General features: G+C 37.1%; 23 protein-coding genes and 1 riboswitch. Of the genes, 19 read left to right on the top strand and 4 right to left on the bottom strand.

Annotation, left to right across the window (positions count from 1 at the left end):
* The first annotated feature begins 66 nt into the window (after positions 1-66).
* The 7 genes from I583_RS07430 (at position 67) to purB (ending at position 6,770) form a co-directional block, all read left to right on the top strand.
* A complete protein-coding gene (locus tag I583_RS07430) occupies positions 67-690 on the top strand; it encodes a glycoside hydrolase family 73 protein (protein ID WP_010761117.1) in 624 nt (207 codons plus the stop codon).
* 26 nt (positions 691-716) lie between these two features.
* On the top strand, positions 717-1,400 hold the full coding sequence (locus I583_RS07425; RefSeq protein WP_010761118.1) for a beta/alpha barrel domain-containing protein: 684 nt from the start codon (positions 717-719) through the stop codon (positions 1,398-1,400).
* A gap of 208 nt (positions 1,401-1,608) precedes the next feature.
* Positions 1,609-1,706, top strand: a riboswitch (purine riboswitch).
* 82 nt (positions 1,707-1,788) lie between these two features.
* Positions 1,789-2,370, top strand: coding sequence for a xanthine phosphoribosyltransferase (locus I583_RS07420; protein ID WP_010761119.1), 582 nt, complete (start codon positions 1,789-1,791; stop codon positions 2,368-2,370).
* A gap of 32 nt (positions 2,371-2,402) precedes the next feature.
* Positions 2,403-3,701 carry a nucleobase:cation symporter-2 family protein gene (locus tag I583_RS07415; protein WP_034683220.1) on the top strand — a complete coding sequence of 433 codons (1,299 nt, stop codon included), beginning with the start codon at positions 2,403-2,405 and terminating at the stop codon, positions 3,699-3,701.
* A gap of 152 nt (positions 3,702-3,853) precedes the next feature.
* Positions 3,854-4,342 carry a 5-(carboxyamino)imidazole ribonucleotide mutase gene (purE, locus tag I583_RS07410; protein ID WP_010761121.1) on the top strand — a complete coding sequence of 163 codons (489 nt, stop codon included), beginning with the start codon at positions 3,854-3,856 and terminating at the stop codon, positions 4,340-4,342.
* A complete protein-coding gene (purK, locus tag I583_RS07405; protein ID WP_034682811.1) occupies positions 4,326-5,456 on the top strand; it encodes a 5-(carboxyamino)imidazole ribonucleotide synthase in 1,131 nt (376 codons plus the stop codon). Before purE ends, purK begins: the two co-directional genes overlap by 17 nt.
* 18 nt (positions 5,457-5,474) lie before the next feature.
* Complete coding sequence (gene purB, locus I583_RS07400; protein WP_010761123.1) at positions 5,475-6,770, top strand: adenylosuccinate lyase; 1,296 nt, start codon at positions 5,475-5,477, stop codon at positions 6,768-6,770.
* Positions 6,771-7,059: 289 nt separating this feature from the next.
* Here the strand turns inward: purB and I583_RS07395 are convergent, their stop codons facing one another.
* Complete coding sequence (locus tag I583_RS07395; protein ID WP_010761124.1) at positions 7,060-7,446, bottom strand: hypothetical protein; 387 nt, start codon at positions 7,444-7,446, stop codon at positions 7,060-7,062.
* Positions 7,447-7,738: 292 nt separating this feature from the next.
* Between I583_RS07395 and purC the strand changes: the two genes are divergently transcribed.
* From purC to I583_RS07345, 10 genes are all read left to right on the top strand, one after another.
* Positions 7,739-8,455, top strand: coding sequence for a phosphoribosylaminoimidazolesuccinocarboxamide synthase (purC, locus tag I583_RS07390; RefSeq protein ID WP_010761125.1), 717 nt, complete (start codon positions 7,739-7,741; stop codon positions 8,453-8,455).
* A 22-nt stretch (positions 8,456-8,477) separates the two neighbouring features.
* Positions 8,478-8,726 (top strand): phosphoribosylformylglycinamidine synthase subunit PurS, encoded by a 249-nt coding sequence (gene purS / locus I583_RS07385; RefSeq protein WP_010761126.1) that lies wholly within the window; start codon positions 8,478-8,480, stop codon positions 8,724-8,726.
* 1 nt (position 8,727) lies between these two features.
* The gene (gene purQ / locus I583_RS07380) at positions 8,728-9,411 is read left to right on the top strand and encodes a phosphoribosylformylglycinamidine synthase subunit PurQ (RefSeq protein ID WP_010761127.1); all 684 of its coding nucleotides are present in this window, start codon (positions 8,728-8,730) and stop codon (positions 9,409-9,411) included.
* Positions 9,408-11,630 carry a phosphoribosylformylglycinamidine synthase subunit PurL gene (purL, locus tag I583_RS07375; RefSeq protein ID WP_010761128.1) on the top strand — a complete coding sequence of 741 codons (2,223 nt, stop codon included), beginning with the start codon at positions 9,408-9,410 and terminating at the stop codon, positions 11,628-11,630. Before purQ ends, purL begins: the two co-directional genes overlap by 4 nt.
* Positions 11,615-13,054: an amidophosphoribosyltransferase gene (gene purF / locus I583_RS07370; protein WP_010761129.1), complete on the top strand. Its 1,440-nt coding sequence runs from the start codon at positions 11,615-11,617 to the stop codon at positions 13,052-13,054. Before purL ends, purF begins: the two co-directional genes overlap by 16 nt.
* Before the next feature lie 55 nt (positions 13,055-13,109).
* On the top strand, positions 13,110-14,150 hold the full coding sequence (gene purM / locus I583_RS07365; RefSeq protein WP_010761130.1) for a phosphoribosylformylglycinamidine cyclo-ligase: 1,041 nt from the start codon (positions 13,110-13,112) through the stop codon (positions 14,148-14,150).
* A gap of 2 nt (positions 14,151-14,152) precedes the next feature.
* Positions 14,153-14,737, top strand: a complete 585-nt coding sequence (gene purN / locus I583_RS07360; RefSeq protein WP_010761131.1) for a phosphoribosylglycinamide formyltransferase — start codon at positions 14,153-14,155, stop codon at positions 14,735-14,737.
* Complete coding sequence (purH, locus tag I583_RS07355; protein WP_010761132.1) at positions 14,734-16,275, top strand: bifunctional phosphoribosylaminoimidazolecarboxamide formyltransferase/IMP cyclohydrolase; 1,542 nt, start codon at positions 14,734-14,736, stop codon at positions 16,273-16,275. Before purN ends, purH begins: the two co-directional genes overlap by 4 nt.
* Before the next feature lie 12 nt (positions 16,276-16,287).
* Positions 16,288-17,553, top strand: a complete 1,266-nt coding sequence (gene purD, locus I583_RS07350; protein WP_010761133.1) for a phosphoribosylamine--glycine ligase — start codon at positions 16,288-16,290, stop codon at positions 17,551-17,553.
* A 159-nt stretch (positions 17,554-17,712) separates the two neighbouring features.
* Complete coding sequence (locus I583_RS07345) at positions 17,713-18,207, top strand: type II toxin-antitoxin system Phd/YefM family antitoxin (RefSeq protein ID WP_010761134.1); 495 nt, start codon at positions 17,713-17,715, stop codon at positions 18,205-18,207.
* An 81-nt stretch (positions 18,208-18,288) separates the two neighbouring features.
* On the opposite strand, the gene I583_RS07340 is transcribed toward I583_RS07345, so the two are convergent.
* The 3 genes from I583_RS07340 to I583_RS07330 form a co-directional block, all read right to left on the bottom strand.
* Positions 18,289-19,038 carry a TIGR03915 family putative DNA repair protein gene (locus I583_RS07340; RefSeq protein ID WP_010761135.1) on the bottom strand — a complete coding sequence of 250 codons (750 nt, stop codon included), beginning with the start codon at positions 19,036-19,038 and terminating at the stop codon, positions 18,289-18,291.
* Positions 19,028-20,341 carry a putative DNA modification/repair radical SAM protein gene (locus I583_RS07335; protein ID WP_010761136.1) on the bottom strand — a complete coding sequence of 438 codons (1,314 nt, stop codon included), beginning with the start codon at positions 20,339-20,341 and terminating at the stop codon, positions 19,028-19,030. The genes I583_RS07340 and I583_RS07335 overlap by 11 nt, the downstream gene beginning before the upstream one ends.
* Before the next feature lie 129 nt (positions 20,342-20,470).
* On the bottom strand, positions 20,471-21,283 hold the full coding sequence (locus I583_RS07330; protein WP_010761137.1) for a Cof-type HAD-IIB family hydrolase: 813 nt from the start codon (positions 21,281-21,283) through the stop codon (positions 20,471-20,473).
* A gap of 184 nt (positions 21,284-21,467) precedes the next feature.
* Here I583_RS07330 and I583_RS07325 point away from each other — a divergent pair, with 184 nt between their 5' ends.
* Both I583_RS07325 and I583_RS07320 read left to right on the top strand, forming a co-directional pair.
* Positions 21,468-22,067: a DUF1361 domain-containing protein gene (locus tag I583_RS07325; RefSeq protein ID WP_034682807.1), complete on the top strand. Its 600-nt coding sequence runs from the start codon at positions 21,468-21,470 to the stop codon at positions 22,065-22,067.
* Between the two features lie 74 nt (positions 22,068-22,141).
* On the top strand, positions 22,142-24,430 hold the full coding sequence (locus tag I583_RS07320) for a 5'-nucleotidase C-terminal domain-containing protein (protein ID WP_010761139.1): 2,289 nt from the start codon (positions 22,142-22,144) through the stop codon (positions 24,428-24,430).
* The last annotated feature ends 18 nt before the right edge of the window (positions 24,431-24,448 follow it).

The following is a 24,448-nucleotide window of genomic DNA, read 5'->3' as shown; positions in this document are numbered from 1 at the left end:
ATCAGCTATTGCTCAAAGCTGGCTAAATCTAGTGTAAGAGCGAATACAAGATAAAGTAGGGAATGTATGAATAGTCCAAGGTATAAGAAGAAAAAAATGAGAAAAACAAATTTACCAGCGCTTTTTGCGGGTTTGTTAATTGTCGGTGTGGCATTTATCTTTTCAATAAATGTATTGTCAGATAGTTCAAAAACAGTAGAAGAATCTGCTCAACAAAAAGAGCAAGTATCAAAAGAACAGTTTATTGATAGAATAAGTCCTCACGCTAAAGAACTACAAGCTTCTTATGGTGTTTTACCTAGTATTATCATAGGTCAGGGGATTTTGGAATCAAATTGGGGACAGAGTACTCTGGCCTCGAAATATAATAATTTATTTGGGATCAAAGCATATGGAGAGCAAAAAAAGGTCAACCTAGAAACTCGTGAATATATCAATGAAGAGTGGATCGTTATTCAAGGAGACTTTAGAGTATATAACACATGGGAAGAATCGATGGATGATCACACACGTTTATTTGTTAATGGTGTAACGTGGAATCCACGTTTGTACGAACATGTCCTTTTGGCAAAAAATTATAAGCAAGCTGCACAGGCTTTACAAGATGCAGGTTATGCAACAGATCCTACATATGCAGATAAAGTGATACATGTAATTGAAAGTTATGATCTTAATCAATATGATCATTAATCAACAAAGCAAAAGGAGTGGGTTGAATGGATGAAAAGTGGGTGCCGGAAATTGTTACGCCATTAAAACAGGATATTGTGCAAGTGCCGAAAGTTATTGCACAAGCGAGTGGAATTCGAATTTTTGGAAAGAAAATCAAATCAATTATTTTTACAACAGATATTGCTATTATTAGAAATACGGATGCCAATGCGGTAATTGCTGTTTATCCATTTACACCTCATCCAGCAATTACTAAAAGTATTATTGAGGCAGCCGACATTCCTGTTTTTTCAGGAGTTGGGGGTGGCTTAACTCAAGGACAACGTTGTGCATATATGAGTTTATTCGCAGAAGCACAAGGTTCGATTGGCGTAGTGCTAAACGGACCAACGCCAGTTGAAACAGTAGAAATGGTTTGTGAAGTTGTTGATATTCCAGTAGTTAGTACCGTAACTTCTGTCCATACGCCAATCGATGAGAAAATAGCAGCAGGTGTAACAATGATCAATATCAGTGCAGGGAAAGAGACTGCTAAGACAGTTAAATTTTTCCGTGATAAATATCCCAAATTACCGATTATTGCAACGGGGGGTCCAACTGATGCATCCATCACAGAAACGATTGAAGCTGGAGCGAATGCAATCACATATACACCACCAAGTAATGGGGAACTCTTTAGCCATAAAATGGATAAGTATAGAAATTTGGAAAAAAAGAATGATGTATAATTAAATTCTAGAATTTTTTTGTGAAGCATAGATGACAAAAAATGAAAAAAGCGTTTTAGAGATTAGAAATTTCCATGTATTTAACAAAAAATGGAGGGAGTTTGTCTCGAAAAAGATTGTTAAATGATGAATAGAAATGACAAGAGACTCTGTAAGATTTCAATGAAAAATATTTTTTTTCATTGAAATTTTCAGAGTTTTGTACTATTGTATACTAATACGAGAAGCTTATATATGGTCATAATAAGGATGGCCGTCTCTACCCAACACCGTAAATGTTGGTCTATAAGTGAAAAAGTGTCTGAGACCCTTTTTTGCTTACGCAGAAAAGGTTTTTTTGTTTTATAAGGAATGACGCATTGAAAAATTGGTGAAGGAGTCGGAAGAAATGGAAGAATTAGTACAACGAATCAAAGAAGATGGTCGTGTTTTGGGGGAAGGCGTCTTAAAAGTAGATAGCTTTGTTACCCATCAAGTGGACCCTAATTTAATGGAAGCAATCGGCTATCGTTTCGCGGAAGTTTTCGCAGAGGTTGGTATTACTAAAGTAGTTACGATAGAAGCATCAGGTATTGCACCCGCTCTTTTTGCTGCAAAAAAATTAGATGTACCGATGATTTTTGCTCGTAAAGCGAAAAGTTTAACGATGGATGAGGAGTTGTTGACGGCATCTGTCTATTCGTTTACTAAGCAAGTGACAAGCCAAATCTCGATTTCAAGAAAATTTTTATCAAGTGAAGATAAAGTATTGATCATCGATGACTTTTTAGCCAATGGGCAAGCTGCTAAAGGATTAGTTGAATTGTGCCAACAAGCAGGAGCCCAAGTTGATGGTATTGGGATTGTGATTGAAAAGTCTTTCCAAGATGGACGGGATTTATTAGAAGAAATGGGGATGCGTGTTGTTTCGTTAGCGCGTATTGCTTCCTTGAAAAATGGAGAAGTCGAATTTTTTGAGGGGGATGCGTAAACTTGGAAAGTAAAACAGAACTAAATGGATCGATGAATCAGCCTGAAACTGAGAATGGTAAAGCTGCTGTTTTAGGGCTTCAGCATTTATTGGCTATGTATGCAGGTGCTGTAGCTGTACCGTTGCTGATAGGAACTGGTTTGAATTTTAATTCAGAGCAAATGACGTATTTGATTTCAATCGATATTTTTATGTGCGGAATTGCAACGTTACTGCAGCTGACGGTCAATAAATTTTTTGGTATTGGTTTGCCTGTAGTACTTGGCTGTGCGATTCAAGCGGTAGCTCCGTTGATCATGATCGGTAGTGATAAAGGTGTAGGAGCGATATATGGCTCGATTATTGCCTCAGGTATTTTTGTTGTGCTAGTCTCAGGTATTTTTTCGAAAATAAAAAAACTATTTCCACCTTTAGTAACAGGAACAGTGATTACTGTGATCGGTTTGACCTTGATTCCGGTAGCAGTTGAAAAAATGGGTGGAGGATTGGCAACAGATGCTAATTTTGGTGATGGAACGAATCTACTTTTGGCCTTTGTAACAATTGCTTTGATTATTGTTATTCAGGTTTGGGGTAGAGGGTTTATAAAGTCGATTGCTGTGTTAGTTGGCTTGGTTGGCGGCACTATTTTAGCGGCTATTTTAGGACAAGTTGACTTAGCGCCAGTGGGTGAAGCAACTTGGTTCCATTTTCCTCAACCTTTTTACTTTGGTACACCAACCTTCGATATTTCTTCAATAGTGTTGATGATTATTATTTCAATCGTGAGTATGGTTGAATCGACAGGTGTTTATTTTGCTTTAGGTGATATCACAGGCAAGCACATCGGTGAAGAAGAGCTAAAAAAAGGGTATCGTGCAGAAGGGTTAGCTGTCATTTTAGGCGGTATTTTCAATACATTTCCTTATACTGGTTTTTCTCAAAATGTTGGTTTAGTTCAGCTTTCTGGAATTAAAACAAGAAGACCAATTTACTATTCAGCTTTCTTTTTGATTGTATTGGGTCTGTTACCAAAAGTTGGTGCGGTCGCTCAAATTATTCCAGAACCTGTTTTAGGCGGTGGGATGTTAGTGATGTTCGGTATGGTAGCTGTGCAAGGCATGCGTATGTTATCAAAAGTTGATTATAATAATGATAAAAACTTATTGATCATTGCTATTTCAATTGGTTTCGGATTAGGATTTAATATGCTTCCAACATTATTTCAACAAATGCCGGAAACGGTGAGAATGTTTACGGGTAATGGAATCGTTATGAGTAGTTTAACTGCGATTATCTTAAATTTATTGATTAATGGTTTAAAAGATGAAGAAGAACCTACCGAGTTGTAGAAACGGAAAAACCGGACATTCTCCCGGTTTTTCTTTTTTTGTTTGTTTTATACGAACATTAAGATTAAAAAAAACTATAATATTCGATTTAATTTTGACACCTATGATTTCCATTGATAAAATATAATGGACAATAAAGAAAGGGGAATGTTATGACTATCGTGGTTTCAGTGATTATGGGAAGTATATCAGATTGGGCAACAATGAAGCATGCGTGTGATAGTTTAGAAGAATTTGGCATTTCTTATGAAAAAAAAGTAGTATCAGCGCATCGTACACCAGATTATATGTTTGAATTTGCTGGACAAGCGCGTGATCGTGGGATTAAAGTTATTATTGCAGGTGCTGGAGGTGCAGCACATTTACCGGGAATGGTTGCGGCTAAAACAACGCTACCGGTGATTGGTGTTCCAATTCAATCGAAAGCAATGAATGGCCTAGACTCGCTGTTGTCCATCGTTCAAATGCCTGGAGGCGTTCCGGTTGCGACGACCGCAATTGGAGAATCAGGTGCCAAGAACGCCGGACTACTTGCAGTTCAGATGCTTTCCATGTATGATGTAGAGTTAGCAGGGAAATTAGACGCTAAGCGTAAATTTCTTGAAGAAACTGTGATGGAAAGTAGTGATGAACTTGAATAAACCTTTATTACCGGGACAAATGATCGGTATTATCGGTGGCGGACAATTAGGCAGGATGATGGCCTTGAGTGCACGAGAGATGGGTTTTCGTGTGGGTGTTTTGGATCCGACTGTCGATTGTCCAGCTGCCCAAGTTGCTGATTGGCATTTATTAGCTGATTACGATGATATAGAAGCGTTAGAAGAACTTGCTAAGCGTTCTCAAGTTTTAACCTATGAGTTTGAAAATGTAGATGTTGGAGCATTGGTGCAGGTTCAAGATTTTGTAAATATTCCTCAGGGAACAGATCTTTTAGCTATTACTCAAGATCGTTTGCTAGAAAAATCTTTCTTAGAAGCAAATAATATAGTCATTGCTCCGTTTGCGACAATTGTTAGTCCGACAGATATTCAAGACGCTATCGATGGTATTGGTTATCCGTGTGTTTTAAAGACCACACGTGGCGGATATGACGGAAAAGGGCAATTTGTTCTATATAGTACCTCTGATTTAGCACCTTCAATGAATATTCTTAGAGAAGGAACGTGCGTATTAGAAGCCTGGATCCCGTATGAGAAAGAGATTTCGGTATTAGTGAGTGGAAATGGATCGGGTGATATTAAGGTCTTCCCAGTAGTTGAAAATATTCATCGAAATAATATTTTGCATGAAACAATTGCACCAGCGAGGGTGAATGATGACGTGGTCGAAGAGGCACAGCGCATTGCCCGTGTCATTGCAGAAGCGGTTGATTTGGCTGGCACTTTGGCTGTGGAGATGTTTCTGACAAGCGATGGTGGTATTTATGTCAATGAACTAGCACCAAGACCGCACAATTCAGGACATTATTCGATTGAAGCGTGTTCCACAAGTCAATTTGATGCTCATATTCGCGGTATTTGTGGTTGGCCTTTGCCGGATATTGAACTTTTATCCGAAGCGGTAATGGTCAATATTATAGGGAATGAAGTGTATGAGACAATGGATTTGATTTCTGAAAAACCAGATTGGCACTTTCATTACTACGGGAAAGCTGAAGCGAAAAAAGGCAGAAAAATGGGCCATATTACTGTTTTAACAGAAGATATTTTTGAAACATTAGAAGAAATCTATCAAACCAATATTTGGGATTAAAAAGGAGCAAATAATCGAATGATCGATCGTTATACACGACCTGAAATGGGCGCTATTTGGACAGATGAAAACCGCTACAACGCTTGGTTAGAAGTTGAGATCTTAGCAGACGAAGCATGGGCTGAATTAGGTGATATCCCGAAAGAAGATGTACAAAAAATTCGCGAAAATGCGTCGTTTGATGTAGCGCGGATATTAGAAATCGAAGCAGAAACAAGACACGACGTAGTTGCGTTTACTCGTGCTGTATCAGAAACGTTAGGTGAAGAGCGTAAATGGGTTCATTATGGTTTGACTAGCACAGATGTTGTTGATACAGCCTATGGCTACTTACTGAAACAAGCAAATGATATTTTACGAGAAGATCTAAAGAAGTTTACTGCAATCATTCGTGAAAAAGCGAAAGAACATCAACATACAGTAATGATGGGGCGTACCCATGGTGTACATGCTGAACCAACAACGTTTGGGTTGAAATTGGCATTATGGTATTCTGAAATGAAACGTAATGTTGAACGTTTTGAGCATGCGGCGAAAGGTGTAGAAGCTGGGAAAATCAGTGGAGCTGTGGGAACATTTGCGAATATCTCACCTTTTGTTGAAGAATATGTTTGTGAGCATTTAGGGATTCGAGCACAAGAAATTTCTACCCAAGTGTTGCCTCGTGATTTACACGCAGAATACTTATCAGCAATGGCTTTGATTGCAACTAGTATTGAGAAATTTGCGACAGAAATTCGTGGCTTGCAAAAGTCAGAAACTAGAGAAGTAGAAGAATTCTTTTCAAAGGGTCAAAAAGGTTCGTCTGCGATGCCGCATAAACGTAATCCAATTGGTTCTGAAAATATGACGGGGCTTGCTCGTGTGATACGTGGTCATATGGTGACAGCCTACGAAAATGTCACATTGTGGCATGAGCGTGACATTTCACATTCATCAGCGGAACGAATTATTATTCCAGACACAACTATTTTACTTGATTATATGCTGAATCGTTTTGCTAATATCGTAAAAAATTTAACGGTATTTCCTGAAAATATGAAGCGAAATATGGATGCAACTTACGGCTTGATTTATAGTCAACGTGTCTTGTTAAAGTTGATCGACCATGGTATGACCAGAGAAGCTGCGTACGATTTGATACAGCCGAAAACAGCTTTTGCTTGGGATCATCAAACAGCGTTCAGACCATTACTTGAGGCTGATGAAAAAATCACCTCGATTTTATCGACAGAAGAATTAGACGATGCGTTTGATTATAATTATCATTTGAAAAATGTTGATATTATTTTTGAACGTGTGGGCTTAGCCTGAGTTAAAAAAATAGTAGTAAACTCGCGATTTCTTGTGAGTTCACTACTATTTTTTTGTTTAAAATATTTCGACATAGCTGTTAAAATAATGATCAATGAAATACGTTTGTTCAATTATTGATGGTTCAGAAATGCTTGTTTCTTCTGGAATCATGATCCATTCGGTTTCATTAGTAACAGTACTCATTTTTTCAGAAAGACAAAATAAGCATTTAGAATATAAGCATTTTGTTCTTCAACATCCCGGTTTCAAGCTATTCTCTTCGTTATATTATAGTTTGTTTTAGTTTTCAAATTGAAATTTCTTGGAAGTTACGCATCGGTCTAGAGGTTGGTGCTTTTAAAACAGAGAGCAAGCAGTCAATAAATAGGTAATTATATTCTTGTGAATTAAAGTAAACGTGTATACAATATTTATTTTTGAAAAAATGCTGCTCATGAATTTGATGTATAATTAATTCGTTATTAAAACTATTCATATAACGAAACGTCCGTTTACGTCTTTCTGAATGACGATGAACAGCTCGTTTTAAGTTTTTAAATGTGTAGTAAGAACTATGTTGATTTAATTTGTGAACTTCTTCTAATGCTAGTAAATCATTATACAATTTTGTTCTTTCTTCAGGTATCAATCCTGTCAAAAAATCCTGCGCCAAACTATCGTAATCGCTAGTCATTCCTGTGTTCCCTCCTAAAAAAACATCACTGGTAGTAAAAAGTTTAAGCGTGAATATTCTATAAATCTAGTTTCGATCAGCATACCATTTTTCTTAATAGTTGTAAATGCTTACAGGAATTCTTAATATTTATAATTTAAAAAACATTAAACACGAACATTGTTTAGTTGTTTCGCGATTATTGTTAATAAATAGTTGACGGTTTGTAATGACCTTGTTAAACTGAAAATGAATAGACGAACTAATATGGTGTTAAGTGTTTATAATGTACGGAAAAGGAGTGTCATGACTAGTGAGAGATAATACACTATTATATGAGGGAAAAGCTAAAAAATTATACACGACAGATGATCCGAAGATATTAAGAGTAGTATATTTAGATCAAGCAACTGCATTAAACGGCATTCGTAAAGATATTGTACAAGGGAAAGCAGTCTTAAATAATCAAATCACATCACTAATTTTTGAGCATTTTAAGCAAAATGGGGTGAAAAATCATTTTATTGAAAAAATATCGAAACACGAACAATTGGTAGAGGCGCTGAAGATGATTCCACTTGAAGTTGTCGTTAGAAATGTTTCTGCTGGCAGTTTTGCCAAACGCCTAGCTATCCCAGAAGGACAATTGCTCGAATTTCCTGTTTTAGAATTTTACTACAAAGATGATAACCTTGACGATCCAATCATCAATGATGACCATGTTAAAATTTTAAAAATTGCAACTGAGAAAGAAATAGACACGATAAAAGAGGAAGCCTATAAGATCAATCAAGTGTTGATTGAGTTATTTAAGAAAGTTAGCATCCGCCTGATTGACTTTAAAATTGAGTTTGGTAAAAACAATGACAGAACAATATTATTAGCAGATGAAATTACGCCAGATACTTGCCGTCTATGGGATGAAAAGACAAATGATCATTTAGATAAAGATGTTTATCGCAGAAATTTGGGAGAGCTTATTCCAGTTTATCAAGAAGTTTTAGACCGCTTAAAGCAAGTACCCCATTAAAAATAAAGGAGAGTTGTTTTATATGTATGATGTAAAAGTGTATGTTACCTATAAAGATTCTGTCTTAGATCCTCAAGGGGAAGCAGTTAAAGGAGCCGTTCATCGTCTAGGAGTTAGGGAAATTGAAGAGATTCGTATTGGAAAGTATTTTGAAATAAAAGTTAGAAAAACAAACAGACCAATTGAAATTGTAATCGAAGAAATCTGTGATAAATTGCTTGCCAATGTGAACATGGAAACCTATCGATATGAGATTAGAGAGGAAGTTTAAGATGAAATTTGCAGTGATTGTTTTTCCAGGATCAAATTGTGATATGGATCTACTCTGGGCAGTCAAAGATATTTTAGGTGAAGAAGCTGAATACGTAAGACATGATGCAGATAGTTTAGTTGGATTTGACGGGGTATTAATTCCAGGGGGATTTTCATATGGAGATTATCTTAGATGTGGTGCAATTGCTCGTTTTTCAAAAGTGATTCAAGAAGTGATTCGTTTTGCTGATGAGGGGAAACCTGTATTTGGCACGTGTAATGGTTTTCAAATATTAACAGAAGTAGGTCTTTTACCTGGTGCTTTACTTCGAAATGATTCCCTTCATTTCGTTTGCAGAACAGTTCGTTTAAATGTAGCAAATAATCAGACCAAATTCACCTCAGAATATCAAAAAAACGAAATTATTCAGCTACCAGTAGCCCATGGGGAAGGGAAATATTATTGTGATGAGGTCACTTTGAAACAGTTGAAGGCAAATCAGCAAATTGTTTTTACTTATGCTGATGAAAATCCCAATGGTAGTTTGGAAAATATCGCGGGAATCATCAACGAAAAAGGCAATGTTTTAGGAATGATGCCTCATCCAGAACGTGCAGTTGAAAGTTTACTTGGTTCTAATGATGGGTTGATTTTTTTCAAATCTATCATTAAAAATTATGGAAAGGTTAGGGCAAATGGATGATGAAAGTGAAAGAGCCTACACCTCAGGAAATTAAAAATTTGCGAATGTATTCTGAATGGGGCTTAACGGATGAAGAATATCGCATGATTGAAGAAGATATCCTGCATCGTATGCCAAATTATACAGAAACAGGACTATTTTCTGTGATGTGGAGTGAACACTGTTCTTATAAAAATTCAAAGCCAGTACTAAGCAAATTTCCAACACACGGACCTCAAGTCTTACAAGGTCCTGGAGAAGGCGCAGGAATCGTGGATATCGGTGATGGTCAAGCAGTTGTTTTTAAAGCGGAAAGTCACAATCATCCATCTGCTGTTGAGCCGTATGAAGGAGCGGCGACTGGTGTTGGTGGAATTATTCGGGATATTTTTAGTATGGGGGCTAGACCAATCGCAATTCTGGATTCATTGCGATTTGGTGAGTTGACGAACGAACGAACAAAGTATCTTTTGGAAGAAGTTGTAGCTGGGATATCAGGTTATGGGAATTGTATTGGTATTCCAACAGTTGGTGGTGAAGTGGCTTTTGACCCATGTTACGAAGGGAATCCGCTAGTAAATGCGATGTGCGTTGGGTTGATTGACCATAAAAATATTCAAAAAGGACAAGCTAAGGGTGTAGGGAACGCTATTATGTATGTCGGAGCAAAAACAGGACGTGACGGCATTCATGGTGCAACATTTGCTTCTGAAGAGTTTGTAGAAGGAGAAGAGCAGCAACGTTCAGCTGTTCAAGTAGGCGACCCTTTTATGGAAAAATTATTACTTGAAGCTTGTCTTGAATTGATTCTTGAACACGCAAATATTTTAGTGGGAATACAAGATATGGGTGCGGCCGGTTTAGTCTCTTCAAGCGCAGAAATGGCTTCTAAAGCAGGCTCTGGTTTAACCTTATATTTAGATGATGTACCTCAAAGAGAATCGGGAATGACACCTTATGAAATGATGTTGTCTGAGTCGCAAGAGCGAATGTTGATTTGTGTCGAAAAAGGACACGAAGCTGAAGTTATTGACCTGTTTCAAAAATATGAATTAGACGCCGTGACGATTGGAAAAGTAACGGACGATGGACTATATCGTTTGAATCATAAAGGTGTAGAAGTAGCGAATTTACCTGTAGATGCATTAGCAGAAGATGCGCCAGTCTACCATAAGCAATGTAAAGAACCAGCAAGGATCAAAACATTTGAAGCATTAGCTGATTTCAAACCTAATATAACCGATGGCACAAAAACACTGTTAAAGCTACTGCAACAGCCAACGATCGCTTCTAAAAAGATGATTTATGAAACGTATGATTCCCAAGTTCGAACAAATACCGTAGTTTTACCAGGAAGTGATGCGGCAGTTTTGCGTGTTCGAGGAACGCAAAAAGCTTTAGCAATGACCACAGATTGTAATGGGCGTTATCTGTATTTAAACCCAGAAATTGGAGGACAAATCGCAGTGGCAGAAGCTGCAAGAAATATTGTAGCTAGTGGAGGCAAACCATTGGCAATTACAGATTGCCTGAATTATGGCTCACCTGATAAACCTGAAGGATTCTGGGAGCTTTGGACCTCGGCTGATGGGATTGCTAAGGCTTGTGAAATCTTAGGAACACCTGTTATTTCAGGGAATGTTTCTTTATATAATGAAACAGATGGGCAGGCTGTTTATCCTACTCCAGTAATCGGAATGGTGGGCTTGATAGAGAACTTATCTGATATTACAACACAAGAATTTAAGGATGTTGACGATTTGATTTATGTTTTAGGTGAAACAAAAGCTGATTTTAATGGAAGTGAGCTCCAAAAAATGACCCTTGGACTGATAGAAGGGAAATTAATGAACTTTGACTTAGCAGTTGAAAAAGAGATACAGCAATTAGTGTTAACGGCAATTAAGTCAGGTGTGATTCAAAGTGCACATGATTGTTCAGAAGGTGGGTTAGGTGTGGCGTTAGCTGAATCTGTATTTGAAAAAGAGCTTGGTATAGAAGTAGAGTTGCCGATGCCGGTTTCGTTGCTTTTTTCGGAAACACAGTCAAGATTTGTTTTATCGATAAAGCCAGAAAATAAAGAGAAGTTTGAAGAGTTAATGAACGGTAAAGCACAATGGATTGGGAAAGTAACAGATAATAGAACAATCAGTATTCAGACAGAAAATCAAAAAATCGAGGTACAGACGGAAACAGCCAAAGCGTTGTGGGAGGAAGCTATTCCATGTCTTATGAAGTGAAAAGTTTAAACGAAGAGTGTGGTATTTTTGGTATTTGGGGACATCCGGATGCTGCTCGAGTAACCTACTTTGGTTTGCATAGTTTACAACATCGTGGGCAAGAAGGTGCTGGGATTGTTTCTAATAAAGACGGAAATTTAAATGGACATAGAGGATTAGGATTGCTTTCAGAAGTGTTTAATGATGATCGTTCTCTAACGTCATTAAATGGAGATGCTGCAATTGGACATGTTCGATATGCTACTGCTGGTAACGGAAGTGTAGATAATATTCAACCGTTTTTATTCAAGTTTTATGATGGCGCGTGTGGTTTGGCTCATAATGGTAATTTAACGAATGCTAAAAGTTTGCGAAAAGAATTAGAACAAGATGGCGCAATTTTTCACTCTAATTCTGACACTGAAATTTTGATGCATTTGATTCGTCGCAGTAAGCAACCAACATTTATTGATCAACTAAAAGAAAGTTTACGGACGGTCAAAGGAGGCTTCGCCTATCTTTTAATGACTGAAACGTCAATGATCGCAGCACTTGATCCTAATGCGTTTCGCCCATTATCTATTGGTCAAATGAAAAATGGAGCCTATGTAATTGCCAGTGAAACATGTGCACTAGAAGTGATTGGAGCTGTTTTTGTTCGTGATGTGGGTCCAGGAGAAATGATCATTATTAATGATACTGGTTATACAATTGAAAGTTATACTGAAAATACACAATTTTCGATTTGTTCAATGGAATATATTTATTTTGCCCGTCCGGATTCAAATATAGCCGGAGTAAACGTGCACACAGCTCGTAAAAATATGGGGAAACGTTTGGCACAAGAAGCACCAATTGAGGCAGATATGGTCGTCGGTGTTCCTAACTCTTCCCTTTCAGCGGCTAGCGGTTATGCTGAAGAGAGCGGTATTCCTTATGAAATGGGCTTAGTAAAAAATCAATATATCGCTCGAACATTTATTCAACCTACACAAGAATTAAGAGAACAAGGCGTTAGAATGAAACTTTCAGCTGTTCGAGGTGTGGTTGAGGGCAAACGAGTAATCATGGTAGATGACTCGATTGTTAGGGGAACGACAAGTCGTCGGATCGTGAAGTTGCTGAAAGATGCTGGTGCTAAAGAAGTACATGTACGGATTGCTTCTCCACCGCTAAGGTTTCCTTGTTTTTACGGAATAGATATTCAAACAAGAAAAGAGTTGATTGCTGCAAATCACTCTGTTTTAGAGATCAAGAATCTAATTGCTGCGGACTCATTATGTTTTTTAAGTGAGCAAGGATTGATCGATTCAATTGGATTGAATTATGATGCACCATATTCGGGACTTTGTATGGCATATTTCAATGGTGATTATCCAACGCCTTTATATGATTATGAAGAGCAGTATCAAGTGTCGTTGAAAGAGAAAATCATCTTTAACTAAGCGAACTTAAAGTATGAAACAAATAATCATTCATTAAAAACAAGGAGGAACCCTAATGGTAAATGCCTATGCAAAAGCAGGCGTTGATGTGGAAGCCGGTTATGAAGTGGTGGAAAGAATCAAAAAGCACGTTAAAAGAACCGAACGCATCGGTGTAATGGGAGCGCTTGGTGGTTTTGGCGGTTGTTTTGATTTAAGTAAGGTGGAAGTGAAGGAACCTATCTTGATTTCGGGAACAGATGGCGTGGGAACAAAATTAATGATTGCGATTCAGGAAAATAAACATGATACGATTGGGATCGATTGTGTTGCAATGTGTGTGAATGATATTGTTGCTCAAGGTGCAGAGCCACTTTATTTTCTAGATTATATCGCCACAGGGAAAAATAGACCAGTGCGCTTAGAACAAGTCGTTTCTGGTGTAGCTGATGGTTGTCTTCAAGCAGGTGTGGCACTTATTGGCGGTGAAACTGCTGAAATGCCTGGTATGTATGGCGAAAATGATTATGATTTAGCAGGATTTGCTGTAGGGATTGCTGAAAAAAGTCAATTAGTTACTGGAGAGAATAGTAGAGAAGGAGACGTTCTTCTTGGCTTGCCGTCTAGCGGGATTCATTCAAATGGTTATTCCCTTGTGCGTAAGATCTTCTTTGAAACACATCAACTTACAGGAGAAACTGTCATTCCTGAGCTAAATGAAAAACAATTAGGTGAGGAACTTTTAACGCCAACTAAAATCTATGTAAAGGCATTACTACCACTAATAAAACAGGAATTAGTGAACGGGATTGCGCATATTACAGGTGGTGGATTTGTAGAAAATATTCCTAGAATGCTTCCAGAAAAGTTAGCAGCAGAAATACATCTTGGCAGCTGGCCAAGGCTACCGATTTTTACAACAATAGAAAAATATGGGCAGATTTCAGCAATGGAGATGTATGAGATTTTTAATATGGGTATCGGGATGGTTTTAGCGATTTCACCAGAAAAAATCGATGATGTTCGAACCATTTTAAGTGAACTAAATGAATCGAGTTATATTATCGGAAAAATTACTGCAAAAGATAAGCAAGCTGTCGTCTTTAAAGAGGTGTGAGGATGAAATTAGCGATATTTGCCTCAGGGAATGGTAGTAATTTTCAAGCGATTGCCGAAGCTGTCGAAGAGGGGGAAATTAGTGCGGAAATTGCTTTATTATTTTGTGATAAAAAAGATGCCTATGTCGTTCAGCGAGCTAGATCAATGCAGATTCCAGTTATTTCATTTTCACCAAAAGACTTTGAATCAAAAGCAATGTATGAAGCGGAAATCCTTCATTTACTTGAAGAAGAGCAAATCGATTTGGTGGTTTTAGCTGGCTATATGAGGATTGTCGGACCGACTTTATTAGAGGTATTTTCAAATCGGATGATCAATATCCATCCATCGTTGTTGCCGCAGTTTCCAGGTTTGTCTGGGATTCGAGACGCTTTTTACGCGAATGTATCAGAAACAGGTGTAACGATTCATTACGTAGATGATGGTGTGGATACTGGCCCAATCATTGCTCAAGCCAAAGTAGTGATTGAAGACACAGACACACTTGATTCTTTAGAAGAAAAAATCCATAATGTTGAGCATAAACTATTTCCAAGTACCTTAGCGAAACTTATTAAAACACTACAGGGAGAGAGCCGTTCATGACAAAAAAAAGAGCATTGATCAGTGTTTCAGATAAAACAGGAATCATCGCTTTTGCCAAAGGATTGGTAGAATTAGGAGTAGAAATCATTTCTACAGGAGGGACGAAATCTACACTTGAAGCAGAAGGGATTCCAACAATCTCCATCGAAGAGGTCACCGAGTTTCCAGAAATGCTGGATGGTCGTGTGAAAACATTGCATCCTAAAATTCATGGTGGTTTATTGGGCCGTCGGGATGTGATGAGTCATGTAAAAGAGATGGAAGCAAATGGTATTCAGCCAATAGACTTTGTTTGTGTGAACTTATACCCGTTTAAAGAAACGATTTTGAAAGAGGAAACAACACAAGAACAAGCAATTGAAAATATTGATATTGGCGGGCCGAGTATGTTAAGAAGTGCTGCAAAAAATCATCAGTTTGTGACGGTTGTTGTTGATCCTATGGATTATGATCAATTATTAGCTGAACTTTCTAAAACAGGGGAGACAACCTTTGCAACGAGACAAAAATTAGCTGCAAAAGTTTTTAGGCACACTGCAGGATATGATGCTATGATTGCAGAATATTTGACAGAAGCAGTAGGTGAGAAGGAACCCGAGTCTTTGACTTTGACATACGATTTAAAACAAGTTTTGCGATATGGTGAGAATAGTCATCAAAACGCAGCTTTTTATCAAAACGCAATTCCAGTTGATTTTTCGATTGCTAATGCTAAACAACTTCATGGCAAAGAATTATCTTACAATAATATCAAAGATGCTGATGCAGCTATACGTATTTCTAGAGAATTTGATCAGCCAGCAGTTGTAGCAGTCAAACATATGAATCCTTGTGGAATTGGTATTGGTGAAACGATCAATGAAGCCTATCAGTATGCTTATGAAGCGGATCCTGTCTCTATTTTTGGCGGAATCATTGTTTTGAACCGTGAGGTTGATAAAGATGTTGCAGAGAAAATGCATCAGTTATTTCTTGAGATCATTATTGCACCAAGCTTTTCAGTAGAAGCATTCACCCTTTTAAGTGCTAAAAAAAATCTTCGTTTGATGACGCTAGATTTCTCTCAGAAAGATCAAGCTATAGAAGATGAAAAAGTTTCTGTTTTAGGCGGATTACTTATTCAAAATCAAGATATAGTTAAAGAAAAATCAGAGAATTGGCATGTTGTAACCAAAAGACGACCTACAATAGATGAGTTAAACGCGTTAGAATTTTCCTGGAAAACGGTCAAACATGTGAAAAGTAACGCGATTGTTGTTGCAAATAGTCACCAAACATTAGGAATTGGTGCAGGGCAAATGAATCGTGTTGGTTCTGTTGAAATTGCTATCAAACAAGCAGGAGCAAAAGTCAATGGTGCGGTCTTAGCCAGTGATGCATTTTTTCCGATGGGAGATAGTGTTGAATATGCTGGGAAAAATGGAATTAAAGCAATTGTTCAACCTGGTGGAAGTATCAAAGACCAAGAATCGATTGATATGGCTGACAAATATGGGATAGCGATGATATTTACCGACATTAGACATTTTAGACATTAAAAGGAGAATTCGATGGGTTTAACTATTTTAGTTATTGGAAGCGGAGGCAGAGAACACGTCATCGCACAAAAGTTGATTCAAAGTCCTAAAGTTAGAACTGTTTACTGTGCTAAAGGAAATGCAGGTATGAAAAATGACGGGATTACGTTAGTAGATATTGCAGAAAATGATCATCCTGCCTTGATTAAATTTGCTCAGGAAAATGGGGTTGATTGGACATTTGTAGGACCCGAGATCCCGTTACTAAATGGCATTATAGATGACTTTACAGATGCTGGTTTATTAGCATTTGGACCAGTCAAAGCAGCGGCAGAAATTGAAGGCTCTAAAGATTTTGCTAAAGATATTATGAATAAATATCAGGTTCCCACAGCAGAACATCAAACATTTTCTGATTTTGCAAAGGCACAAGCTTATGTAGTGAAAAAAGGTGCACCAATCGTTATCAAAGCAGATGGTTTAGCAGCTGGAAAGGGCGTTGTAGTTGCACAAACTGATGAGGAAGCAATTAAAGCGCTAAAAGAGATGCTTGAAAAAAACAAGTTTGGTGCAAGTGGCGCTAAAGTTGTTGTTGAAGAATTCCTGTTTGGAGAAGAATTTTCCTTACTAGCTTTTGTTCGAGGTCAAGAAGTTTATCCTATGGTGATTGCTCAGGACCATAAACGTGTTTACGAAAATGATCTTGGCCCAAATACTGGCGGAATGGGTGCATATAGTCCGGTACCCCAGATTTCAGATGAAATAGTCAAAGAGGCAATAGAAACAATTGTAAAACCGACAGCCAAAGGAATGGTAGAAGAAGGTAGAGCTTTTACAGGTGTTTTGTATGCTGGATTGATTGTGACAGAAAGTGGGCCTAAAGTCATTGAATTCAATGCCCGCTTTGGGGACCCAGAAACACAAGTCGTATTGCAACGTTTAGAAAGTGATTTTGCCCAAATTATTGACGATTTACTAAAAGGCAAAGAGCCCCAAATCAAATGGAAACAAAATGGCTACAGTTTAGGAGTAGTTGTAGCAGCTGAAGGCTACCCAAATTTTTATAGAAGAGGCTGTCAGCTTCCTGACTTTTCGGATTTAGAAACAGGGCAGATTTATTATGCAGGTGTAAAAGAAGAAAATGCTCAGTTTGTTTCAAATGGCGGACGTATTTATCTTGTCGAGTCTAGTGGGAAAACGTTAAAAGAAGCACAAAAAGCAGTTTACGATGTTTTGAAAGCTGTCGATACAAAAGGAACATTTTATCGTAAGGACATTGGTTTTAAAGGAATTAAGTAAAAGCAACGAATTGAAAGGCGTATTATGTCAATGCAATAATGTAGGGGACTGTTTTCTGTTTATTTTTGCTGCTATATACTGATTAAGGGGTGAAAAAATGAAAAAGCACTTCACACCAAAAATCTGTATGATATAATCATTTGGAAAGGGAGTTGCCAAATGAACAATAAAGTGAAACAAGATGTAGCATTTTCAATTACAGATGTAAAACAGTCGCCTATGACAATCTTTGAAACAGCAAAAGAAACAAATACTGGTGTCTATATTTATAATAGAAAAAAAGTTGCCGGCGTTATGTTGTCTGCTGAACAATATGAAGCATTGATTAAGAAAAAAAAGGCTGGGCAAGGTCAAGACATAAAAATAGCTCAATTAAACCAGGCAATTCGTCAAAAAATTGCTTTTGGTTCATTAATGTCTACTAAAAATTTAGATGATCACTTAGTATCATTAGGTTTTATTACTAGAAAAGCTGAATCAGACGACTATAGTGAAATGATGAATGAATTGAATGAGACTGGAAAAATCGATTATCATTTACAAAAAAAAGAAGACCGGACGAATATTTTTGCTGAAGTGATTGGAGAACAGAGTAACCAATCTCATTTATCAGACAAACTGATTGTAAAAAAAATCCATCTTAGAATAGACTAAAGACTAAATCATTTACTTTAATTTCAGATGATGTGTACAAAGCTTGTCAAAGTTTGTACCATCATCTTTTTTAGTCCAAAATTATTGGAAATCAACCATATGTCCACGGTATCGTTTCGGTAAATGGGACAATTGAGTTCGCTCATTTTTACGTTCTTGAATAGTGACTGCTTGGAGAAAGGTACGCCAATTTTCCTGAATATCTTGTTCAGATTCTCTAGTACTAAATGGTGGCGGATTGCTGTTTTCAATAAAACGTATATGTCCTTGTTTAATAATACCAAGTAATCGATGTGTTTCATCGTAGATCATGATGGTTTCTTGCGGATATCTTTGAGCGAAGTGAGGGCATAAGTAAGGCAATGAAAAATGTTTAGGTGCAATAGAACTATAAAGTAAAGTTCCTATGTATTCAAACCGAACAAACCCTTTAAATAAATGAACTTCACCAAACAACGCTTTTAAAGATTTTTCCAATGCTAAAATTGAAGGATGTCCCAAATGGTTTGTCAATAAGTCTTTTGACTCTAATGCGATTTGAATAGCATCTAACAAACACCGGTCTTTTTCTTTTAATGAGCAATAAAATCCATCAATAATAAACTGAACATTTTCTTTTCTCAATCGTTTGGTCAGTCTTTCATACATTTTTTGAGCTAAAGATTCATCTGTATTGATCCAAGAACTAACAAACAAGCTTTCTACAGCAGTTTTTGGGGTTAAGATGATTTCAGGAAATGTTTTTTTTGAAAATGCTTGGTAGACTATTGTCAGAAATCCATAAAAACTGCCATCATATTCCCAAATTTCGTCGGTTTCTTCAATTTGCATAACGGGATTCCTTTCGTTTATTTGTTTCAAAACGTTCAACATCAAATAACGATAACTGTTCTTGTCGTGACTGGCTGTTTACTTTTTTTAAAGTCTCGTATTGGCGCGATGAAATTAGAGACGAGATGATCCATTCCGGATCATTTACTAGTCCAGGCTGACAAGCACCGTTACAACTGATAAAATATTGGGCTCGCTTGATTACTACGCCCAATTTTTTCAAATCAGAGAGGTGTAATCGATAATATTTTCTAGCCTTTAGAATATTAAGGGCACTTTTAGGACCAATCCCAGGAATTCGTAATAACTGCTCATAAGAAGCCGTTTGAACATCAATTGGAAACTGATCATAATTTTGAACAGCCCAATTGGCTTTAGGATCGAGATATAAATTGAAATTAGGCTTATTTTCGGACAAGATTTCATCAGCGGAAAAATGATAAAATCGTAACAACCAATCTGCTTGATACAAGCGATGCTCTCTTAATAACGGGGGCTCAGTTGTGATTGCAGGTAATAAAGAATCTTTATTTACAGGGATATAAGCAGAGTAATAGACTCTCTTTAATTCATACTGTTTATAAAGATTTTCAGCAATCTTTACGATTGAGTGATCACTTTCTGGAGAAGCTCCGATGATCATTTGAGTAGATTGACCAGCTGGAACAAAAGAAGCAGGTTTTCGTAAAGTAGGAACTTGTGACAATTCTTTTTTCTTATGTGTGATTTGTTTCATTGGCTTGTATAAAGCAAATGGATCTTTATCAGGAGCTAATAGTTTAAGACTTTCTCTGGAAGGCAGTTCGACATTGACACTCATTCGATCGGCTAAAAAACCTAACTCCTCAATCAAATTTTCATCTGCTCCAGGAATGGCTTTAACATGGATATAGCCTTTGAAGCCTTTTTCATAACGTAAAATCTTTAATGTTTTGATCAATAGTTCGCTTGTGTAATCAACGTTTTTTATAATAGCAGAGCTTAGAAAAAGCCCTTCAATATAATTGCGCATATAAAAATCCATCGTTAAATCTGCAACTTCCTGTGGTGTAAATGTAGCTCGAGGAATCGAATTAGATTTTCTGTTGATGCAATAATGACAATCGAAAATACAAGCATTTGTAAATAATAATTTTAAAAGAGATACACAACGACCATCACTGGTGAAGGAATGACAGATTCCAGCTGCGGATGTGCTGCCGATAGCTCCTTGTCGTGTATTATTCATAACACCGCTACTGGAACATGAAACATCATATTTTGCTGATTCAGCAAGAATCTCTATTTTTCTAGACAAATCCAATCTAATCCCTCATTCCTAAAAAATCGAACGTACGTTCTTATTTTAGCAAGAGCTTTTGATTTTGTCAAAGGTGAAAAATCAAAATGACTAGAACACAAAGCCGTATGGGTTGTGTTCTAGTCATTAAATTTATTGCTTATTTAACTCTAAATATTGTTCTAAATAATCAGCTAAGCCATCTTCATCATTGGTTTTTTCAGTAACATCATTTGCGACAGCTTTGATTTTGTCAGTCGCATTTTTCATAGCAACTCCCCAGCCAACATAATCCAGCATTTCTTCATCGTTATGTTCATCACCAAACGCGATGATATCCGAACGTTTCACATCTAGATATTTAGCGACTTGTTCCACGCCTTTGGCTTTTTGTATCCCTTTGGAGACGATTTCTAAAATAGGTGTTGGGCCGCCCCAAGTCCTAACGTCTACATAATCTCCGTATTGCTTCATTAACGAGTCTGAAACGAAAGCTGCTTGATCTTTTGAAGTTCGAACCATCATAGAAGTAGGATCCGTAATCAAATTTTTAGCAGTTAAAAGATTACTTGGTGTAGCTTCTGAGGCAAAGAATGCGGAATCAAAGTAATCTAAACTATCGATATAAAATGTCTCTTTATTTTCAGCAGCGACAAAATCAAGGTTCAGCGCTTTTTTTTGCGCTAAAATATCAAAAACTAAGTCTCGTTGGATTCCTGTTTCCTTTTCATCTGCCCATTGTTTTTCAGGCATGTGAACAAGAGCGCCATTAAAATTGACCATTGGCGTTGCTAAATCTAATTGGCGATAAAACTGACCGCTCATTCGATAGGGACGTCCTGTAACGATACTGACATAGTGACCATGTTTCATAGCATTTTTTAATGCTTTTTCAGTTGTTTCACTAATTAGTGACTGTCCATTTAAAGTTGTTCCATCTAAGTCGATTGCAATTAATTTTTTCAAAATCATTCCTCCCGGAAATTTTTCTATAACTTAGTCTAGCATAAAATGGTAGAATGACAAGTTTTCAAGAAAATTTTAGAAAAAATTTTCTTTATGATACACTAGATAAAAAAGGACGGTGAAAAGTTTGGTTCAAATATATCGTTGGTCAATACGAATAGCAACTGTAGTGTATTGCTTCTATATGCTATTTGTTGCTAGAAATTATCATTTTATGGCATTGAATGTCTTGTTAGGTTATATTCCACTTGAACTTAGTTTTCATTATAAGAAAGTGAACAATCAATTGTTTCTTCTATTAGGAATATTATGGTTATTATTCTATCCCAATGCACCGTATCTGTTCACAGACTTTTTTCATTTAGAGAATTTATCTATTTATCAGGGGATGAATCAAATTTTCGGCCAGTCATTGTCTGCATGGTTTTCTTTTAGTTTATTGACGGTTGGAATCTGTGTATATGGTCTTTTAGGGATGGCAACAGTATTTACAACGCTTAATGAATGTTTTCAAAGAAATATTTTGAATAAGAAATGGCAAGGGTTTTTGTTTATTATGATTGTGAATGTATTATCCAGTTTGGCTATTTTTGTTGGGCGATTTGATCGTTTACATAGTGTTCATTTACTTACTAAACCTATCCAGACACTACAAATTATTTTTTTTAATTGGTCAGTGAACAAAGTCTTATTTATCCTTTTATTTACAGGGATGCAGTTCCTTTTATTGGCGGCTATTTTTGGATTGAAAGGATTGAGATTGGTTGATGAAGGTGAGATGTAGTGTTGACAGCGTGTGAGGAAATTGTTACTCTTTAACTAAGTATGTTTGGAAATAATTGAAGAGGAGTTATCAACATGAAAAAGTGGCAAAGCTCTTTGTTGACTGTTTTATTTACTATTGGGGGAATTAGTGGTAGTGTCGTTGGAACTAGCAAGCTTGCTGATGCACAAACGGTCAATGATATAGAAAATAGCAATCAGTTAGTGGAGCAACAATCACAAGAAGAGAAGATCCCCTTTCAAATTTTGGGCATCAATGATTTTCATGGTGCTTTGAATACAACAGGATCTTTTTTTGATGACGAAGGCAATAAAACAGCAAACGCTGGGACAGCCTCGCTTTTAGCAAGCTATTTGAATCGTGCGCAAAAGCAGTTTGAAACCGCTGACAAAGGTGCGCAAACAATACGTGTTCAAGCTGGTGATATGGTCGGAGCAAGTCCAGCAAGTTCAGGTCTGCTTCAAGATGAGCCGACGATTAAAGTGTTGAATCAAATGAATTTTTCTGTGGGAACCTTAGGAAATCACGAATTTGATGAAGGTTTACAAGAGTTTAACCGAATCATGATTGGTGAAAAGCCAAAAAATGATCCGTATGGGATTTTAATGGATTATCCAAGAGAGGCATCGAAAACGGAGATTGTAATCGGAAATGTCGTTAAAAAAGGAACAGAAGAAATCCCTTTTGGTTGGAAACCTTATACGATCAAAGAAGTGGGAACAGAAAATAATAAAGTAAAAGTTGGTTTTATCGGCGTTGTTACAACTGAAATTCCTAATTTAGTTTTAAAGGAACATTATGAAGCGTATGACTTTTTAAATGAAGCTGAAACGATTGCCTATTATTCTAATATACTACAAGAGAAAGAAAAAGTGAAAGCAATCGTTGTGTTAGCCCATGTTCCTGCTACTAGCAAAGAGAATAAAGTGAACGGTGAAGCTGGAGAAATTATGAATAAAGTCGCTGAAATCTATCCTGAAAATAGCGTAGATGCATTTTTTGCAGCGCACAACCACCAATATACAAATGGGGTAGTCAACAAAACAAGAGTAGTTCAGTCAACGGCTCAAGGAAAAGGCTATATCGACTTACAAGGAACACTTGATCCTGAAACAAAAGATTTTGTCGATGTTCCTAAAGCAAAGGTTTTACCAGTAGATCCAGGTGTAAAGGATGCTCCTAAGCTTGATGAAAAAGTGGAAACAACCGTAAAAGATGCTGAAAAACGTGTAGCAGAAGTTACGAATAAGAAAATTGGAACAGCTAAAGAGAATGGGGCAATCACTCGGGAAGTCAATGAGTCGAAAGAATCACCGCTTGGTAATCTGATCACTGATGGTCAAGTTGCGATGGCTAAGGCTCAAGGAATTGATGCTGATTTTGCTATGACAAACAATGGTGGTATTCGTGCTGATTTAGCTGTTGGAGAAAATCGTGATATTACGTGGGGGGCGGCTCAAGCAGTGCAACCTTTTGGGAATATCATGCAAGTAGTCGAAATGACTGGCGCACAAGTTGAACAAGTGCTAAATGAGCAATACGATGAAGAAGGACGTTACTTCTTACAAATTTCTGGATTATCCTATACTTATGTAGCAACTAAAGATAAAAATCAACCCTTTAAAGTCCAAGATATGTATAAAAAAGACGGTACTCCGATTCAGACAGGTCAAACATATCTCGTCGTAATCAATGACTTTTTATTTGGCGGAGGCGATGGCTTTTCTGGGTTTACCGGAGGGAAGTTAGTTAATGCGATTAAACCCGATACAGAGACATTTGTTGGGTATATTGAAAGTAAAGAAGCATCCGGAGAGCTGATTGAAGCATCCATTGAAAACCGTAAAAAACTAATTGATCCGAGTTCGCCAATAGACCCGGGAGCACCGGACTCAAAAGAAGCAGAGGACAAAATCAAAAAAGCGACCATTTTTGATCCTTTGTATGAAGATGACGAACTTTTGAGAGGTGTTACACTACCCAATGCAACGATTTTACTCTATGATGGTGAATTTCCTCAAACAAATGCAAGAACAACAGAACTTCCAGATGCTGATTTAGCTGGACATGCTGATTCGGAAGGGCGTATTAAAATCGATGTTACGTCATTAAAACTTAACGAGAAGAAGCAATTGACTGCTCTTGTATTGGATGAAGAGAAAAATAAAATGGCATTTCCAATAGAAATTCTAGCTAGAAAAGAAGCAATCTTGATAACGTCGAATACTAAAGAACTTCCTGAGACAGGAGCTAAAAAAGAATTACCGAAAACTGGTGAACAACAATCTAGTCATGCAATTTTAGCTGGAACTATGGCAATCAGTACCTGTGTTGTTGTTATATTGAAACGAAAAATTCTATAGAATAAAGAAACTTTACAG

Origin of the sequence: Enterococcus haemoperoxidus ATCC BAA-382, from assembly GCF_000407165.1 — a bacterium.
Classification (GTDB): Bacteria; Bacillota; Bacilli; order Lactobacillales; family Enterococcaceae; genus Enterococcus_L; species Enterococcus_L haemoperoxidus.
The sequence above is the reverse complement of the archived record's forward strand: the minus strand, read 5'-3'. Positions and strand labels throughout refer to the sequence as shown.